The following is a 17,369-nucleotide window of genomic DNA, read 5'->3' as shown; positions in this document are numbered from 1 at the left end:
TCACAAAGTTCGGGTCATGCGTCTGGAAGATTTGAGCAGCGCTTGCGGTACAGCGCCGGAGTCAAGCCATATGCCCGGACAAACCAGCGGCCCAGATGGCTCTGATCGGCAAAGCCCAGTTCCATCGCCACTGCTGCCGGTTGACTGCCAAGGGCCAGCATTCTCCGGGCCGTGGCGAGGCGCAATTGCACGAGGTAGGCGTGGGGTGCCATGCCATAGGCGGCCTTAAAGGCGCGAGTCAGACGAAAACGGTCGACACCCGTTGCTGCGGCCAATTGATCGAGGCCGATATCGTATTGAGCATTGGCGTGTAGATACTCACGAGCCCTCTGCGCCACCAACGGCAGGCGCGGATCTTCGCCGTAACGGGTGCGCCAGTGTAAATGGCTGGTCAGACGTTCGAGCAAACTGTCGAGCGCGGTCTGGCGGACGATTTTCAGCTCGCCGTGATGCAGCGTTTGAAACGCCAGGCTGGTGGCGTGGGCCAGTCGTGGATCGCTGGCCAGGGTGTTGGCGAAACTCAATTGACTGTTGTCGGGGGCATTTTCGAAGACGGCACTGAGTTCACGTTTCAGCCACTGCGGATCGAGGTACAGCATGCGGTAGGTGAAACCGTCTTCGGTCGGCGCGTCGCCGTCGTGGATGTCACCCGGCTCGAGCAGGAATACCTTGCCCGGCGTGCTTTGATGCGTCGCCCTCCGGCAATTGAATTGCTGGACGCCTTGTTCGGTGACGCCCACCAGGTAGCTGTCGTGCCAATGCGGGTCGTAGGCGTGGCCCTGGAAATGCGCGCGCAGGGTCTCGATGGCGGTATCGGCGTCCTGGGCCAGATCGATCCAGTTGTGAGTGGTCATGCTGCACCTGTGGGACGGATTGCCGGTTTATTTAACGCCGATGCCGAGGTCGATGCCTAGAACGTTTGTGCACGCATCAGTTGAACAGTCCTGCCGCGATGTTGATCGAGAAGCCGAGGATCGCCGTGTTGAACAAAAAACCGATCAGCGATTGTGCCAGCACGATTTTGCGAATGCCCCGGGTCGCCACGCCGACGTCCGAGGTCTGCACCGCCACGCCAATGGTGAAAGAGAAGTACAGGAAGTCCCAGTAATTGGGCGTTTCCAGGCCTTCTGCAAAGCGCAGCGCCAGGTCTTTGCCGTCCCAGGTGTAGAACAGACGGGCGTAATGCACGCTGAAAATCACCCCGATCAGCAGCCATGAACCGAGAACCGTCAGCGCAGTGAAGCCGTAATGCAGCAGCTTGCGGGTGGTTTCCAGGTCTTTGCTGCCGGCCAGTTCAAAGGTGATGGTCGCGAGGCTGGCAATCGCGGCGATGCACACCACGAACAGCACCAGACCGGCGTTTTCATCTTCGACTTCGGCAATGCGCTTCACGTCCGGGGCCTTGGCGCGCGTGGTGAGCCAGAGCATCAGGATCAGGTACGTCCAGACCCCGACATTCCAGCCAATGAGGATTTTGCTGATGATCGAATCGGCCGGAGCCAGGATGCCTGCCGCGACGCCAAGGGTGGTGGCGGCGGACAGGCGAGGGTGGGTGCGGGCGAGGAAGGGCATGGAGACTCACGGTCAGGGCCTTTTGCAGCACCATAGCCTTGCCGTGAGTGGTGCATCAAGCGCTGCCTTTCAGATCAATCAAAGGCAGGTCAAAAGCGTCAAGGGGTTTGAGGATTACTGTCGAAAGTGAAAACTCCGTTTTTAAACGTAATTCGCGTCCCGTTGGAGGCTTCTTCACTGATGAATTCCAGGCGTCCCCTGAACAAACCATGCGATGAACCATCCGCGGGCACTTCCTCAACCACCAATATGCCGCTTTGTGCCGGATAGCCTGCTGCTCCGGGATAAACCTCGTTGTAACTGACGAGGATTTTATCCTTGAATGCGGCCAGGTCATAAGTGCCAGGTCCAAGGTCGCGTGCAAATGAGATAGTGACTATATCCAGCGGGCGGTTGGGCACACCGTGTGAATAGGTCTGGGACCATGCCAGCCAATGTGGAACCTTCAGGCCTACCTCCGGATTCCCGGGGCGTGCCACGAGCAGGAATTGATTGGCGTTGTATTTTTGATACGCGCCACCCTCAAGTGTAGCCGTGAAGGCGCCGGCAGTATCTGCCTTTGAAGCTGCCAGGACTTCAAAGTCTTTCATCTCCAATAAGCCTTGACTGACGACAAGTTCCTTGTTTTCTGGAAGGCGAACGGTGAAATCGAAAGTGCCCGTTACAGTTTGTTGCTTAGTATCGATGGTTACTTTTACTTTGCCCGATTTAACCAGAAAAGGCGTCCAGTTAGAATCCCGAAATTCAATCCAGCTTGCCTTGGCGGTGGCAAGGTTTGAATAGTCACTGTCAATGGAATACTCCTTGTTCGTCACATCTCCCTCATCCGGTATCCGTAGCTCGATCAAGAAGCTTTGCCCGTCGTCTTTTACATCAGCTGAATTCGCGACCCAAAAATTGTACACAGGGTCATGGTAAAGAGTCGGTTTCTTGTCTCCGTGAAAATTGACCTCGTCATTCAACTTCGCTGTGATAATGCCCGTGGTGGTGATTTCCATATGCGCTCCTGACCGGTAGGGGAATATTTAATTGCCGCGCGGCAGGAAACAGCTTATGTGTTTGATCGTTCCTAAGTAACTGTCAGATATAACAGGTGTAAGAGTCCTGTTTTTTATAACTGAAGTGGATTTTTTCTGGCTGAGGCCAGACTTGTGTTCGGCGGGTGAAAACTATTGTCATCACCCGCGAGGGCGGTAGTCACCCTTTATTCATGCGCTTCACCCACTTCATCACCACCACAAAAAACACCGGCACAAACACCACCGCCAGCGTCGCCGTGATCATCCCGCCAATCACCCCGGTGCCGATCGCTTGTTGGCTCGCCGAACTGGCTCCGGTGGCAATCGCCAACGGCACCACGCCAAGGATAAACGCCAGTGAAGTCATCACAATCGGCCGCAAACGCAAGCGGGCGGCTTGCAAGGTTGCGTCGATCAGATCATGGCCTTCGTCATAAAGGCTCTTGGCGAACTCGATGATCAGGATCGCGTTCTTCGCCGACAGTCCGATGATGGTGATCAACCCGACTTTGAAGAACACGTCGTTGGGCATTCCGCGAAAGGTCACCGCCAGCACTGCGCCGAGCACACCCAGCGGCACCACCAACAGCACCGACGTCGGAATCGACCAACTCTCATACAACGCCGCCAGACACAGAAACACGATCAGCAGCGACAAACCGAGCAGAATCGGCGCCTGACTGCCGGACAAACGTTCCTGCAATGACAACCCGGTCCACTCCTGACCCAATCCCGCCGGGCCGAGCGCAACCAGCCGCTCGATTTCCGCCATGGCTTCACCGGTGCTGTGACCGGGCGACGGCTCACCGGAAATGCTGATCGCCGGGTAGCCGTTGTAACGGGTCAATTGCGCCGGCCCCTGAATCCATTTCGCTTGAACAAACGCCGATAACGGCACCATCTTCCCGGCATCGTTACGCACGTGGATCTTCAGCAGGTCGGCGACCTGGCTGCGCTGATCGCCTTCAGCCTGGACCACCACCCGTTGCATCCGCCCCTGATTGGGGAAGTCGTTGATGTAGGCCGAACCGACCGCCGTGGACAGCACGTTGCCCACGTCGGCAAACGATACGCCGAGCGCGTTAGCCTGTTTGCGGTCGACTTCCAGCTGCACCTGCGGCGCTTCGGCCAGCGCGCTTTCGCGCACGTTCATCAGGATCGGACTTTTCTCGGCGGCGGTGAGCAATTCGCTGCGCGCTTTCATCAGCGTGGCATGACCGAGGCCGCCACGGTCCTGCAAGCGGAACTCGAAGCCGCTGGAGGTGCCGAGGCCGTCAACCGGCGGTGGCAGCACCGAGAAGGCCACGGCATCCTTGATCTGGCTCAGCGCGATGTTGGCGCGGTCGGCGATGGAACTTGCCGAGTCGTCGCTGCCCCGATCCGACCAATCCTTGAGCGTGGTAAATGCCAGTGCGGCGTTCTGCCCGCTGCCGGAAAAACTGAAGCCGAGAATCACCGTGCTGTCGCCCACACCCGGTTCCGTGGCGTTGTGCGCTTCAATTTGCTCGACGACCTGCACCGTGCGGTTTTTGCTCGCGCCCGGTGGCAGTTGGATGTCGGTGATGGTGTAACCCTGATCTTCAACCGGCAGGAACGAGGAGGGCAAACGACTGAAGCACAGACCCAGACCGATCAGCAGCACGCCGTAGATCAGCAGATATCGACCGGTGCGTTTCAGTGCATAGGCGACCCAGCCTTGATAACGCGCGGTCAAACGTTCGAAACCACGGTTGAACCAACCAAAGAAACCGCTCTTTTCGTGGTGCTCGCCCTTGGCAATCGGCTTGAGCAGCGTCGCGCACAACGCCGGGGTCAACGTCAGAGCAAGGAACGCCGAGAACAGGATCGAGGTGGCCATCGACAGCGAGAACTGGCGGTAAATCACCCCGACCGAACCTTGCATGAACGCCATCGGAATGAACACCGCCACCAGCACCAGGGTGATGCCGATGATCGCACCGGTAATCTGCGTCATGGCTTTGCGCGTCGCCTCTTTGGGCGACAGGCCTTCGGTGGCCATGATCCGCTCGACGTTCTCCACCACCACAATGGCGTCGTCCACCAGAATGCCGATGGCCAGCACCATGCCGAACATGGTCAACACGTTGATCGAGAAGCCCAGCGCCAGCATGGTCGCAAAGGTGCCCATCAGCGCCACCGGCACCACCAGCGTCGGGATCAGCGTGTAGCGGATGTTCTGCAGAAACAGGAACATCACCGCAAACACCAGCAGCATCGCCTCGCCAAGGGTGTAAACCACTTTGGTGATCGAGACTTTAACGAAAGGTGAAGTGTCGTACGGAATCTTGTATTCGACGCCTGCCGGGAAATAGCGCGCCAGTTCATCCATCTTCGCCCGCACCAGGGTCGCGGTGCTCAGGGCATTGGCGCCCGGCGCCAACTGCACACTGACGGCGGTGGACGGCTTGCCGTTCAGGCGCGTGCCGAACTGGTATTCCTGGCTGCCGATTTCGACTCGCGCGACGTCCTTGATGCGCACGGTGGAACCGTCGGGGTTGGCCTTGAGGACGATGTCGGCGAACTCTTCCGGCGTCGACAATTGGCCTTTGACCAGAATGGTCGCAGTGATTTCCTGGGTGGTGCGCGTCGGCAAATCACCGATGCTGCCGGCCGAGACCTGAGCATTCTGCGCGACGATGGCGGCGTTGACGTCGGCCGGGGTCAGGTTGAAACCGATCAGCTTCTGCGGGTCGATCCAGATGCGCATCGCCCGTTCGGCGCCATACAGTTGGGCCTTGCCGACACCGTCGAGACGCTTGATCTCGTTCATGACGTTGCGCGCCAGATAATCACTGAGCGCCACATCGTCGAGCTTGCCGTCGCTGGAGGTCAGGGTGATCAGCAACAGGAAACCGGCGGAGACTTTCTCCACCTGCAAGCCTTGCTGATTGACCGCTTGTGGCAGACGCGACTCCACGACTTTCAAGCGGTTTTGCACATCAACCTGGGCCATTTCAGGGTTGGTACCCGGCTGGAAAGTGGCTTTGATGGTGGCGCTGCCAAGGCTGCTCTGGGATTCGAAATACAGCAGATGATCGGCGCCGTTGAGCTCTTCCTCGATCAGGCTGACCACGCTCTCGTCGATGGTCTGCGCCGAGGCGCCAGGATACACGGCGTAGATTTCGATCTGCGGCGGCGCGACATCGGGGTATTGCGCCACCGGCAATTGCGGAATGGCCAACGCGCCGGCCAGCAGGATGAACAAGGCGACCACCCAGGCGAACACCGGGCGATCGATAAAGAACTGCGGCATAAAAAAGCGTCCTGCTTACTGACCAGAAACCTGGGCAAGTGGAAGAGGGGTGTTGTCGATCTGGACTTTTTCACCGGGCTTGGCGTGTTGCAGGCCTTCGGTGACGATGCGGTCGCCGGGTTTGAGACCGCCGGTGACGATCCAGCGATCGTTCTGCACCGCGCCCAGTTCGACCGGTTGCTGGCCGATGCGTTGCTCGGCGTCGAGCACCAGCACTTGGGCAATACCGGCGCTGTCACGCTGAATGGCCCGTTGCGGCACGCTGATGCCTTGCTGGTTCACCGCTTGCTCCAGGCGCACCCGCACGAAGCTGCCCGGCAGCAAATCGAGGTCCGGGTTGGGGAATTCGCTGCGCACGATGATCTGGCCGGTGCCCGGGTCGACGGTAATGTCGGTGAACAGCAATTTGCCCGGCAGCGGGTAGAGGCTGCCGTCATCCTGAATCAGCGTGGCCTTGGCCTGACCCTGGCCCACTTCTTTCAATTGGCCTGAGCGGAAGGCGCGGCGCAGGTCGTTGAGTTCGCGGGTTGATTGGGTCAGGTCGGCGTGAATCGGGTTCAGCTGCTGAATCAGTGCCAGTGGCGTGGTTTCGTTCTGCCCGACCAGTGCGCCTTCCGTCACCAGCGCACGGCCGATGCGCCCGGAAATCGGCGCGGTGACGGTGGCGTAACCGAGGTTGAGTTTCGCCCGGTCCACGGCGGCTTTGTTGGCGGCGACGTCGGCGGCGGTTTGCCGGGCGCTGGCCCGGGCGTTGTCGTAATCCTGACCGCTGATGGCGTTGCCTTCGATCAACTGGGCATAACGCTGTTCTTGCAGTTTGGCCTGGAAGGCGTTGGCCTCAGCCTTGCGCAAGGATGCTTCGGCGCTGTCCAGGTCTGCCTTGAACGGCGCCGGGTCGATACGAAACAGCACGTCGCCTTTTTTCACGTCGCTGCCTTCGCGAAAGGCGCGTTGCAACACGACGCCGGCAACCCGTGCACGCACTTCGGCAATCCGTGGCGCGGCAATCCGCCCGCTCAATTCGCTGGTGATCGACAAGGGCCGGGCTTCGATGGTTTCGACGCGGACCGTGGCCAGAGGCGCCTGTTCTTCGGCGCTTGAGGACTTGTCACAAGCGCTTAGTGTCAATGCCAAAGCCATCAGGCTGAGCTTGGCAAGCAGGTTCTTTGACATGTAAATACCCCAATAATGACTGCCCGCATCCTACGGGGAGGCGAGGAGAGTAGCGGTGAAGCTTTGTTGGTGCTGTGTGAAATTGTGTAAGGGTTTTACTCACGGGCGGGCGCGGGCGTATATCCTTGGCCGCTTGAAACTTTTTGCGACGGTCATACCGCCATCGCCAGCAGGCTAGCTCCCACAGTAGATTGGGGATGTTCACAAAATCTGTGCTCACATCAAATCCCTGTGGGAGCTAGCCTGCTAGCGATGGCGGCCTGACAGGCGCCACTGCACTTTCTGGAAACACCCCATGCCCAACATCCTCCTGGTCGAAGACGACACCGCGCTCTCCGAACTGATTGCCAGCTACCTGGAGCGCAATGGCTATTGCGTCAGTGTGATCAGCCGTGGCGACCACGTGCGTGAGCGGGCGCGGGTCAATCCGCCGGACCTGGTGATCCTCGACTTGATGCTGCCGGGGCTCGATGGCCTGCAAGTCTGCCGGTTGCTGCGGGCGGATTCGGCGACATTGCCGATCCTGATGCTGACCGCCCGCGACGACAGCCACGACCAGGTGTTGGGCCTGGAAATGGGCGCCGACGATTACGTCACCAAACCCTGCGAGCCCCGCGTGTTGCTGGCCCGCGTGCGCACGCTGTTGCGCCGCAGCAGCCTCAGCGAACCGCAGACCGCCAACGACCGCATCCTCATGGGCAACCTGTGCATCGACCTGTCCGAGCGCACCGTGACCTGGCGCGAACAACTGGTCGAACTGTCCAGTGGCGAATACAACCTGCTCGTGGTGCTGGCCCGGCATGCCGGCGAAGTGTTGAGCCGCGACCAGATCCTGCAACGCCTGCGCGGCATCGAATTCAACGGCACCGACCGCTCGGTGGACGTGGCGATTTCCAAATTGCGGCGCAAGTTCGACGACCACGCGGGCGAGGCGCGCAAGATCAAGACCGTGTGGGGCAAGGGCTACCTGTTCAGCCGTTCCGAGTGGGAATGCTGAGACGATGTTCAGGATCCTGTTTCGCCTCTATCTGGTGATGATCGTTTCGTACAGCGCGGCGATCTACTTGATGCCGGACCTGGTGATCAAGGTATTCCATGAGCGGTTTGTCGCCTACAACCTCGATTATTCGCGCGGGCTGCAAACCCTCATCGTCAAACAGTTCCACGCCGTGCCCGAAGCGCAGTGGCCGGCGCTGGCGAGCGAGATGGACAAGGAATTCGCGCCGCTGCAGATCGTCCTGACCCGCCATGACGACCCCGATTTCACCCCCGATGAACGCCAGCGTTTGCAGCGTGGCGAGAACGTCGTGCGCATCGGCGACTGGGGCTGGCGCACTCTGGCCGTGGCGCCGCTGAACCCGCAGACCGTTGTCGAAATGGTCGTGCCGCCGGACCCGATGGACGTCAGCCTGTTGTACTGGAGCATCAACGTACTGATCGGCGCGACCATGCTCGCCTGTCTGTTACTGTGGCTGCGCCCGCACTGGCGCGACCTGGAACGCCTCAAAGGCACCGCCGAACGCTTCGGCAAAGGCCACCTCGACGAGCGCACGCAGATTTCCCCGCACTCCAACATCGGCAGCCTGGCCAACGTCTTCGACACCATGGCCGGCGATATCGAAAACCTGCTCAACCAGCAACGCGACCTGCTCAACGCCGTCTCCCACGAACTGCGCACGCCACTGACGCGGCTGGACTTCGGCCTGGCCCTGGCGCTGTCCGACGACTTGCCGGCCGCCAGCCGCGAACGACTGCTGGGGCTGGTCGCGCACATTCGGGAACTGGATGAGTTGGTGCTGGAGTTGCTGTCCTACAGCCGACTGCAAAACCCGGCGCGGCTGCCGGAGCAGATCGAAGTGTCGCTGGATGAGTTTATCGACAGTATTTTGGGCAGCGTCGATGAAGAGCTGGAATCGCCGGACATCGTGATCGATGTAGTGCTGCATGGGCAGCTCGAACGCTTTGTGCTGGATCCGCGACTGACCGCTCGCGCGATTCAAAACCTGCTGCGCAATGCGATGCGCTACTGCGAAAAGCGCATTCAGATTGGCGTGCAGGTGTGCGCGAAGGGTTGCGAAATCTGGGTCGATGACGACGGCATCGGTATTCCCGATGATGAACGCGAGCGGATATTCGAACCGTTCTATCGACTGGACCGCAGCCGCGATCGGGCAACGGGTGGGTTTGGCCTGGGGCTGGCGATCAGCCGTCGAGCGCTGGAAGCGCAGGGCGGCACGCTGACCGTCGAATCGTCGCCGTTGGGTGGTGCACGGTTCCGTTTGTGGCTCCCCACCTCAGCCTGACGCACGTGGTGTAGCAGCTGCCCTGTGGCGAGAGGATTTATCCCCGTTCGGCTGCGAAGCAGTCGTAAATCCAGACAACTCGGTCTGTCTGAACGGACGCTGGGGGCCGCTTCGCAGCCCAACGGGGATAAATCCCCTCACCACAACGGCAGCTGCTACAGGGGGTTAGCCCGGTACTTCAGTGGAGGAAATCAACCCAACCCCAGCCACCTGCATCCGCTCGATCGCCGCTGCCAATGATCCGTCCAGATCAATCGCCCGGCACGCATCCATCACCACAAACGCATTGAACCCTGCCGCCCGTGCATCCAGCGCCGAGAACATCACGCAAAAATCCAGTGCCAGTCCGACCAGGTAAACGGTGTCGATGCCGCGTTCTTTCAAATAGCCGGCCAGCCCGGTGGTAGTCGTGCGATCCGCTTCCAGAAACGCCGAATAACTGTCGATGTCCGGATTACAGCCTTTGCGGATGATCAATTGTGCGTGGGGCAGGTCCAGATCCTTGTGCAACTCGGCCCCGGTCGTCGCCCGAACACAATGGTCCGGCCACAGCGTTTGCGCGCCGTAAGGCAACTGAATCACATCGTAAGGCTGGCGGCCAGGGTGGCTGGAGGCGAACGAGGCGTGGCCCGGCGGGTGCCAGTCCTGGGCGATGATGACTTGTTTGAACTGGCCGCCGAGTCGGTTGATCAAGGGCACGATCAGGTCACCCTCAGGCACCGGCAGTTGGCCGCCGGGAATGAAGTCGTTCTGTACGTCGATGACCAGCAAGGCTGTGCGAGAAGCGTTGGGCATGGTTAGGTTCCTCCTTGGAAAACGGACGCCAAGCATAGGACAACTTCGCTCACGCGCTAAGTCGGCTGCGCAATAACTTCGCCATGCTCTCCAGTTCCGCCGCCGGGTTATGTCCGATCAGCATCCACGCATGCTCCATGTCCGCCCAATACACCACGTTCATCCTGTGCCGAATCTCATGGGTGAAATGCCGGCTGCCACTGTTGGAGCGCTTGGCGCACAAGGCTATCGGACCATGCGACGGATCCAGATAAGTAATCTGCGCGATGGGCATGCCGTCGTACTCGAGGATTTGCGCACGCTTCAATTCGGACCGAGGCAGGGCCAGTTGCGCAGGCGTGAGGTTCAGGCCCAGACGCGCGTCGATGGTGCGCAATTGCGCCCGTTGCGAAGCTTCGTCGACGGGCAAGTGCTCCAGGGTTTGCGGCACGTACAGCGACATATAGTTGGCGACCAGGCCCCGCCAATTGCTCTTTTCCTGGCTCATTTGCCAGCCAAGAAACAAACGATCCGCTACCACACCGCCCACCACCAGGCTCGCCGCAGCGGCAAGGAACCAGCGTCGATTCAGGGCCGGGCGTTCAGGTGTGGGTAAGGTGTCGAGCATCGACTGCAAGCGGTCGACGGGCGCCTGTTGAGCCAGTTCGTCGTAGGCTTCTTTGAACGGCAGGCTGCTGCGGGCCAGCCATTGCAGGCGCAGGTTGAGTGTCGAGTCTTCAGCAATGGCCGCGTCGATGCGGGTGCGCTGGTCGGCATCAAGTTGATCGTCGAGGTACGCCACCAGTTGCTCGTCCGTGGGTGTCGTTCGGTCGTTCATCGACGTTCTCCCGTGAAAGGGTTCGGTACTGTGTGCAGCGGCGGATATTCCGCCAGCTTCACCCGGGCAGTGGCGAGGCGGCTCATGACGGTGCCGATGGGCACTTGAAGCACATCGGCGACTTCGCGATACGACAAGCCTTCGACATACGCCAGGTACACCGTCTCGCGTTGGGCCTCGGGCAGAGCGTCGACGCGGCGGATGACCTGGGCGGCGAGCACATGGGTCTGCGCCACGGATTCACCGTCAAACGACAACTGGCTATCGGCATCGACCAGGCCCTGTCCCTGGCGCACCCGCCGGGAGCGCACTTCGTTGAGCCAGATCGAGTGCAGAATGCTCAACAGCCAGCGGTCCATGCGAGTGCCTGGGACAAACTGCCCGGCACGTTCAAGCGCCCGAACGCAGGTGGCTTGCACCAGGTCTTCGGCGACATGCCGTTGCCGGGACAGCAGCAGGCCGTAACGCCATAAACGCGTCAGATGCTGGCCCAGTTCTGCTCGTATTGTCTGATCGCTGGCGATGGCGACCTCCATCTGTTCGGTGTGTCAGGTTTTCGATGAATCGTTGATGGCGTCGGCCAGGTCCTGGTATTCCTCGCACGTGCTGCCACAGATCGATTTGATCTGCTGCAACTGCTCTTGCGCCAGGTCCAGCCGACCTTTGATCACGTAGGCCTCGCCGAGGTATTCACGCACTTGCGCATACCGAGGATCGAGTTTGACCGATTGCAGGTAATAACCGATGCCTTCGTCGGTGCGCCCCAGTTTACGCGTGGCGTAGCCACGATAGTTAAGGGCCTTGGCGGTATTGGGATTCTTGAGCGTGTCGAGCAGCGCCAGGGCTTCTTCGTAACGACCGTCCTTGGCCAGGCGATAAGCGTAATCGGTGCGGTCGGCGTCCGGGACCAGGCTGCTGGTCTGCATCACGCACTTCTGCGACTTGGTGTCGAAAACCTGGCCTTTGGGGCAGTTGGGTTTGGCCGGGGCGTCATCGTCGCCATTGGCCAGGGCCAGCGAGCCGGACAATGCCACTGCAAGCATTAGCGGGGCGGTGAAAACAGCAAAACGTAAAGTCATGGAAAATGCTCCGCAAGTAGATTCGATTCAGTGTAAACCACGCCCCGGCAGCCAATCACCAGCAAGGCTGTCAGGCAGTGCAGGCTCATGGTGAGGCGGTCGTAACGGGGCGGTGAATCGGGGTTCAGGTTGTTCACGGTCAATTCTCATGGGGCGTTGATTGGAGAACACCGCAGGGTGAACAATTATTCATTTCTTTGGCAGTGAAAGCGCAAATCGAGGCGCTATGCTCGACAGCATTCGTTGTCGATCGGGAGCACTGCCATGAAAGATCAGGTCCATCATTCTGCCGCTGCAGGCTATAAAACCGCCGCCGATACGTATGTTCGCGGACGTCCGGATTATCCGCCGCAAGTGGCTGACTGGTTGAGCGATACCCTGGGATTGAACGCGGACAAAACCGTCATCGACCTCGGCGCGGGCACCGGCAAATTTACTGGCCGACTGGTAGCGACGGGCGCGCAGGTGATTGCGGTGGAGCCGGTGGCGCAAATGCTTGAGAAACTGTCACTGGCGTTCCCGGACGTCTTGGCGGTCAGCGGCACGGCGACGGATCTCCCACTGCCCGATGCCTCGGTGGATGTGGTGGTCTGCGCGCAGGCCTTTCACTGGTTTGCCAGCCCCGAAGCCCTGACCGAAATCGCCCGGGTCCTCAAGCCCGGCGGCAAGCTTGGGCTGGTGTGGAACCTGCGGGATACCAAGGTGAGTTGGATGCCGAAACTGGATGCGATTATCACTGCGCGGGAAGGCGATACGCCGCGCTATTACACCGGGGCCTGGCGGCGAGCCTTTCCTCACCCGGCGTTCGGGCCGTTGCTGGCGCAGCATTTCAGCCACAAGCACACGGGGACGCCGGAGGATGTGATTTTCAATCGGGTGCGCTCGATCAGTTTTATTGCGGCATTGCCTGAAGAGCAGCGCAAGAGGGTGGATGAACAGATTCGGTCGATGATTGCCGGGGAGCCTGAGTTGCGCGGGAAGGATGTGGTGACCGTGCCGTATGAAACCGTGGCGTTTGTGGCGGTGAAGGGCGGTTGAATCGGCGGTGCGGCCTTCGCGGGCAAGCCTCGCTCCTACAATGGCACCGTATCCCCCGTAGGAGCGAGGCTTGCCCGCGAAGAGGCCGGCACAGACACTAAAGATCCATCAGTCAGTCCCGCTTTTGGCCGAACCACTGCCTTACTTCCCCAGGCAATGCCTTGTTATAGTCCGGGCCTCATTTTCTACCCCGGTAAAGGATCACTGCCATGTCTCAGTACACCGCGTTCACCGTTGAACTGGCCGATAAAATCGCCCATGTGCAGATCAACCGCCCGGAAAAGATCAATTCGATGAACGCCGCGTTCTGGAGCGAGATCATCGAAATTTTCCAGTGGATCGACGACACCGATGAAGCCCGGGTGGTGGTGCTCAGTGGCGCCGGCAAGCACTTTTCCTCCGGCATCGACCTGATGATGCTGGCCGGGGTGGCCAATGAACTGGGCAAGGACGTCGGCCGCAATGCACGCCTGCTGCGCCGCAAGATCCTCGCCCTGCAAGCGTCGTTCAATGCGGTCGATAATTGCCGCAAGCCCGTGCTGGCGGCGATTCAGGGCTATTGCCTGGGTGGCGCCATCGATCTGATTGCCGCGTGTGACATGCGTTACGCTGCCGAAGACGCGCAATTCTCGATCAAGGAAATCGACATCGGCATGGCCGCCGACGTGGGCACTTTGCAACGCTTGCCGCGGATCATCGGTGACGGCATGCTGCGTGAACTGGCTTACACTGGTCGCACCTTCGGCGCCGAGGAAGCGCGCAGTATCGGTCTGGTCAATCGCGTTTACAGCGACCCTGCCAGCCTGTTGGACGGAGTGATGGGCATTGCCCGGGAAATTGCCAGCAAGTCGCCGATCGCGGTCACCGGCACCAAAGAGATGATCAGCTACATGCGCGACCACCGCATCGACGACGGCCTCGAATACGTCGCCACCTGGAACGCCGCCATGCTGCAATCCACCGATTTGCGCGTGGCCATGGCCGCCCATATGAGCAAACAGAAACCCGAATTTCTGGATTGATTAAACATGACTTCACGCTGGACCACTGCAGTACTGGACACCGATCAACCCGGCGGCTGGGCCGTGGCTCGCAGCCCCGAAGGCTTTTTGTTCGATGACAATGGCGCGCTGTTCCCTCGCGAATGGCTCAAGCGTCAGGACTTGTCGATCCTGGCCGAACATGGCATCGGTCACCTCGATGGTGAACCGGTCTATCTGCTGGAATTGCGCAGTCACAGCGATGTGCCGGGCTGCAACTGGAAAGGCCTGCGGGCGTTCATGCTCGATGGCGACCACACGGTGTACAAGGTGCTCGGTTATGCCGCGCAGATTGGCACCTGGTATCGCGAGCATCGCTTTTGTGGCAACTGTGGCCAGGCGGCGACGCAAGTGCCCCGTGAACGGGCGATGTACTGCGAGCCGTGTGATTTGCGTTATTACCCGCGCATCTCGCCGAGCATGATTGTGCTGGTGACCCGGGGTGATGAAGTGCTGCTGGCCCGTTCGCCGCGCTTTGTGACTGGGGTCTACAGCACGTTGGCCGGGTTTGCCGAACCCGGTGAGTCAGCCGAGGATTGCCTGATTCGCGAAGTGCGCGAGGAGGTGCAGATCGAGGTCAAGAACATCCAGTACCTGGGCAGCCAGTGCTGGCCGTTCCCGCACTCGATGATGCTCGGTTTTCACGCCGAGTACGCTGGCGGCGAGATTGTCTGCCAGGAAGACGAGATCGAAGACGCCCAGTGGTTCAACGTTCATGCGTTGCCGCCGTTGCCGGCGTCGCGCTCGATTGCCCGTTACCTTATCGACGTGTACGTGGCGCGGCGCTTAGGCCACGCTGAACCAGTGTTGCCAGGCTAACCGCACGGTCAAGCCCAGTACCACGGTGATGAACACCGGGCGAATGAACTTCGCGCCGCCGCTGATGGCGGTGCGAGCCCCGAAAAACGCGCCGACCATGACCGACAGGCCCATGCTCAGGCCGATGATCCAGTCCACCTGCCCGGAAAACACGAACACCGACAGCGCCGCGATGTTGCTGACGAAGTTCATGCTGCGCGCGACGCCGCTGGCCTTCACCAGGTCGATGGGGTACATCAGCATACTGCTGACGGTCCAGAACGCGCCGGTGCCCGGACCGGCCACGCCGTCGTAGAAACCGAGGCTGAAGCCTTGGGTCGATTGCCACTTTTTCTTGATCGGTGCGTCGCTGTCCAGCGGCGCTTTTGGCGTGCCGCCGAACAACAAATACAGGCCACAGGCGAACACGATCACCGGGAGCATTTTGTTGAGCCATTCGGCCGGCAGGTAATGCGCGACGATCGCGCCGGTCAACGCGCCGACGAGCGTGCCGACGATGGCATGGACCCACTGCCGTGGATGGAACAGCTTGCGGCGATAGAAGGTGAAACTGGCGGTGGCGGAGCCGAAGGTCGAACTCAGTTTGTTGGTGCCCAGCACCAAGTGCGGCGGCAGGCCGGCGGTCAACAGCGCCGGAGTGGTCAGCAGACCGCCACCGCCGGCAATGGCGTCGATGAAACCGGCAATGAAAGCGACGAAGGCCAGAATGGCCAGAGTGGTGAGGTCAACGCTGAGTTCGAAAGGCATGGAAATCGGCTTATTCGGCGGGGTGCAGCAAGGGGCTGCGGGGAAGGGCCGCTATCTTACCTAGATCCTGACTTTGCGGCGACCCGTCTGGCCCCATCGCGAGCAAGCCCGCTCCCACACTGAATCTGTGGCGGTCACAAATCCCCTGTGGGAGCGAGCCTGCTCGCGATGGCGTCAGCCCAAACAACACATCACTTTGGCTGCGGCCCATTCCCGATCTGCCACACAAACGGCGGCTCGGTCCCGTTGATCGTCCAGTCCCCGACAATCCGCGCCTTGTAGATCAGCGGATTGTGCGACGACACCGTCCGCGCATTGCGCCAATGCCGATCCAGCGATTTCCCCTCGCGAACATCCGAAGCCCCTAGCGCATTGAACAACTGGGTGGTCGCCCGCAGGATCAATTCAGAAACCACCCCTTGCGCCTTGGCCGACTCGATTTCCGCCGCGACATTCGCTGCCCGCTCCAGCACTTCATCACCCGAAAACCGCGCCAGATACGCCCGTTGCGCCGGTTCCGCAGCCTTCAAGGCACTCGCTTCTGCGGCATACACCCATGCCGCGATGTCCCCGACCACTTGCTGAACCTGGGCATCCTGGCTGACATGCTGAGCATTGCCATGACTGTAAATGCGTTTGCGCTCGCGCACCTGATGCGCCACGTCGCGCAATGCCGCGCGGCCGATCCCGGCCAGGGTGGCCAGCAACACTAGTTGATAAAACGCAGTCTGGTATTTGAAGCGGGTGGCGAAGTCGATGACGTTCTCGGCGTCCACTTCAGCGTCGATAAACCGCGAGGTGCCGCTGCCAGTGGTGCGCTGGCCGAAACCGTCCCAGTCATCGCTCTGCACGATCCCGGGCTGGCGGGTGCGGACCGCGGCAATCACATCGCCGCCGGTGTCGCTACGCTGGGCGTACACGTCGATCCAGTCGGAAAACAGGCTGCCGGTACTGTAGAACTTTTCACCATTGAGTCGCCATTGATCACCGTGGGGCGAGACTTTGGTGATGACGTCGCCGATGGCCACGCTGCCAATTTCGGTCCAGGCATTGCCAACGATGTCACCGTCGACAAAGCGCTTGAACCACAAATCCCGGCCCGGTCCCGGCGACGAGTTCAAGCGGTCCTCGACAAAGGCGAGATGCCCGCGCAGGGCCTGGGGCACATTGGAATCGGCTTCGGCCAGTTCGATCAGCAATTCGAACAATTGCGGCACGGACGCGCCGCCACCGCCATATTCCACCGGCACCCGTACGGCGCCGAAGCCGGCGTCCTTGAGCCATTGAATCGGCTCGAAGGGCAGGCTGCGGGACTGTTCTCGCCCCACAGCGCCGGCGGCGATGCGTTGGAAGATCGGGCGGAATCTTGAGGCCAACGCCTCATAGTCAGTGCCAATGGACAGAGGGTTGATGATCTGGTGTTCGGTCATGGGAGGGTTCCTTGGGCAGTGAATGCCAAGGAGGGATTGCACGGACCATGCCTGGCGCTTCAGGCCAGGGTTTGCGCGACATGGTCGATGTTCAGATGTGCCCAACTGTTGCCCAGCCAACAGCGCATCCGCAAATTGCCCCGGACACACCGACATCTGTGGCGAGGGAGCTTGCTCCCGCTGGGCTGCGCAGCGGCCCCAGAATTTTTGTGAGCGCTGCGCACTCAAGCGGGATCAAGCTCCCTCGCCACAGTTCTCTCACA

The 17,369-nt window shown here is 60.4% G+C and carries 17 protein-coding genes; 5 read left to right on the top strand and 12 right to left on the bottom strand.

Annotated elements, in window-relative coordinates:
- Positions 1 to 14 precede the first annotated feature (14 nt).
- The 5 genes from ACA060_RS15140 to ACA060_RS15120 all read right to left on the bottom strand — a co-directional run bounded on the left by ACA060_RS15140 (position 15) and on the right by ACA060_RS15120 (position 7,038).
- Positions 15 to 854 (bottom strand): AraC family ligand binding domain-containing protein, encoded by an 840-nt coding sequence (locus ACA060_RS15140; protein WP_497311633.1) that lies wholly within the window; start codon positions 852 to 854, stop codon positions 15 to 17.
- A 76-nt stretch (positions 855 to 930) separates the two neighbouring features.
- A complete protein-coding gene (locus ACA060_RS15135) occupies positions 931 to 1,572 on the bottom strand; it encodes a DUF1345 domain-containing protein (protein ID WP_497311632.1) in 642 nt (213 codons plus the stop codon).
- A gap of 98 nt (positions 1,573 to 1,670) precedes the next feature.
- Positions 1,671 to 2,570: a hypothetical protein gene (locus ACA060_RS15130; RefSeq protein ID WP_497311631.1), complete on the bottom strand. Its 900-nt coding sequence runs from the start codon at positions 2,568 to 2,570 to the stop codon at positions 1,671 to 1,673.
- 199 nt (positions 2,571 to 2,769) lie between these two features.
- Positions 2,770 to 5,865: a multidrug efflux RND transporter permease subunit gene (locus ACA060_RS15125; RefSeq protein ID WP_497311630.1), complete on the bottom strand. Its 3,096-nt coding sequence runs from the start codon at positions 5,863 to 5,865 to the stop codon at positions 2,770 to 2,772.
- A 15-nt stretch (positions 5,866 to 5,880) separates the two neighbouring features.
- Positions 5,881 to 7,038 carry an efflux RND transporter periplasmic adaptor subunit gene (locus tag ACA060_RS15120; RefSeq protein ID WP_109631799.1) on the bottom strand — a complete coding sequence of 386 codons (1,158 nt, stop codon included), beginning with the start codon at positions 7,036 to 7,038 and terminating at the stop codon, positions 5,881 to 5,883.
- Positions 7,039 to 7,333: 295 nt separating this feature from the next.
- Between ACA060_RS15120 and ACA060_RS15115 the strand changes: the two genes are divergently transcribed.
- On the top strand, positions 7,334 to 8,035 hold the full coding sequence (locus ACA060_RS15115; protein ID WP_109631796.1) for a response regulator: 702 nt from the start codon (positions 7,334 to 7,336) through the stop codon (positions 8,033 to 8,035).
- A 4-nt stretch (positions 8,036 to 8,039) separates the two neighbouring features.
- On the top strand, positions 8,040 to 9,341 hold the full coding sequence (locus ACA060_RS15110; protein WP_497311629.1) for an ATP-binding protein: 1,302 nt from the start codon (positions 8,040 to 8,042) through the stop codon (positions 9,339 to 9,341).
- Between the two features lie 165 nt (positions 9,342 to 9,506).
- Here the strand turns inward: ACA060_RS15110 and pncA are convergent, their stop codons facing one another.
- Genes pncA through ACA060_RS15085 form a run of 5 tightly spaced genes read right to left on the bottom strand, consistent with a single transcriptional unit; the run spans position 9,507 to position 12,169 of the window.
- Positions 9,507 to 10,136, bottom strand: a complete 630-nt coding sequence (gene pncA / locus ACA060_RS15105) for a bifunctional nicotinamidase/pyrazinamidase (protein WP_497311628.1) — start codon at positions 10,134 to 10,136, stop codon at positions 9,507 to 9,509.
- Positions 10,137 to 10,185: 49 nt separating this feature from the next.
- Positions 10,186 to 10,953, bottom strand: a complete 768-nt coding sequence (locus tag ACA060_RS15100; RefSeq protein WP_497311627.1) for an anti-sigma factor family protein — start codon at positions 10,951 to 10,953, stop codon at positions 10,186 to 10,188.
- A complete protein-coding gene (locus ACA060_RS15095) occupies positions 10,950 to 11,489 on the bottom strand; it encodes an RNA polymerase sigma factor (RefSeq protein WP_178082307.1) in 540 nt (179 codons plus the stop codon). Before ACA060_RS15095 ends, ACA060_RS15100 begins: the two co-directional genes overlap by 4 nt.
- Before the next feature lie 12 nt (positions 11,490 to 11,501).
- Positions 11,502 to 12,032, bottom strand: coding sequence for a tetratricopeptide repeat protein (locus ACA060_RS15090; RefSeq protein ID WP_497311626.1), 531 nt, complete (start codon positions 12,030 to 12,032; stop codon positions 11,502 to 11,504).
- Positions 12,029 to 12,169 carry a hypothetical protein gene (locus ACA060_RS15085; RefSeq protein ID WP_497311625.1) on the bottom strand — a complete coding sequence of 47 codons (141 nt, stop codon included), beginning with the start codon at positions 12,167 to 12,169 and terminating at the stop codon, positions 12,029 to 12,031. Before ACA060_RS15085 ends, ACA060_RS15090 begins: the two co-directional genes overlap by 4 nt.
- 127 nt (positions 12,170 to 12,296) lie before the next feature.
- Here ACA060_RS15085 and ACA060_RS15080 point away from each other — a divergent pair, with 127 nt between their 5' ends.
- The 3 genes from ACA060_RS15080 to nudC all read left to right on the top strand — a co-directional run bounded on the left by ACA060_RS15080 (position 12,297) and on the right by nudC (position 14,929).
- Complete coding sequence (locus ACA060_RS15080; protein WP_497311624.1) at positions 12,297 to 13,070, top strand: class I SAM-dependent methyltransferase; 774 nt, start codon at positions 12,297 to 12,299, stop codon at positions 13,068 to 13,070.
- A gap of 209 nt (positions 13,071 to 13,279) precedes the next feature.
- A complete protein-coding gene (locus tag ACA060_RS15075; RefSeq protein ID WP_497311623.1) occupies positions 13,280 to 14,092 on the top strand; it encodes a crotonase/enoyl-CoA hydratase family protein in 813 nt (270 codons plus the stop codon).
- Between the two features lie 6 nt (positions 14,093 to 14,098).
- Complete coding sequence (gene nudC / locus ACA060_RS15070) at positions 14,099 to 14,929, top strand: NAD(+) diphosphatase (protein WP_497311622.1); 831 nt, start codon at positions 14,099 to 14,101, stop codon at positions 14,927 to 14,929.
- On the opposite strand, the gene ACA060_RS15065 is transcribed toward nudC, so the two are convergent.
- Complete coding sequence (locus ACA060_RS15065; RefSeq protein ID WP_497311621.1) at positions 14,897 to 15,676, bottom strand: TSUP family transporter; 780 nt, start codon at positions 15,674 to 15,676, stop codon at positions 14,897 to 14,899. The two genes, nudC and ACA060_RS15065, sit on opposite strands and share 33 nt — an antisense overlap.
- A gap of 191 nt (positions 15,677 to 15,867) precedes the next feature.
- Positions 15,868 to 17,106: an acyl-CoA dehydrogenase family protein gene (locus ACA060_RS15060; protein WP_497311620.1), complete on the bottom strand. Its 1,239-nt coding sequence runs from the start codon at positions 17,104 to 17,106 to the stop codon at positions 15,868 to 15,870.
- Positions 17,107 to 17,369: the final 263 nt, after the last annotated feature.

The organism is Pseudomonas sp. LBUM1671 (assembly GCF_059695685.1).
This window is presented reverse-complemented; position numbering and strand designations above follow the sequence as displayed.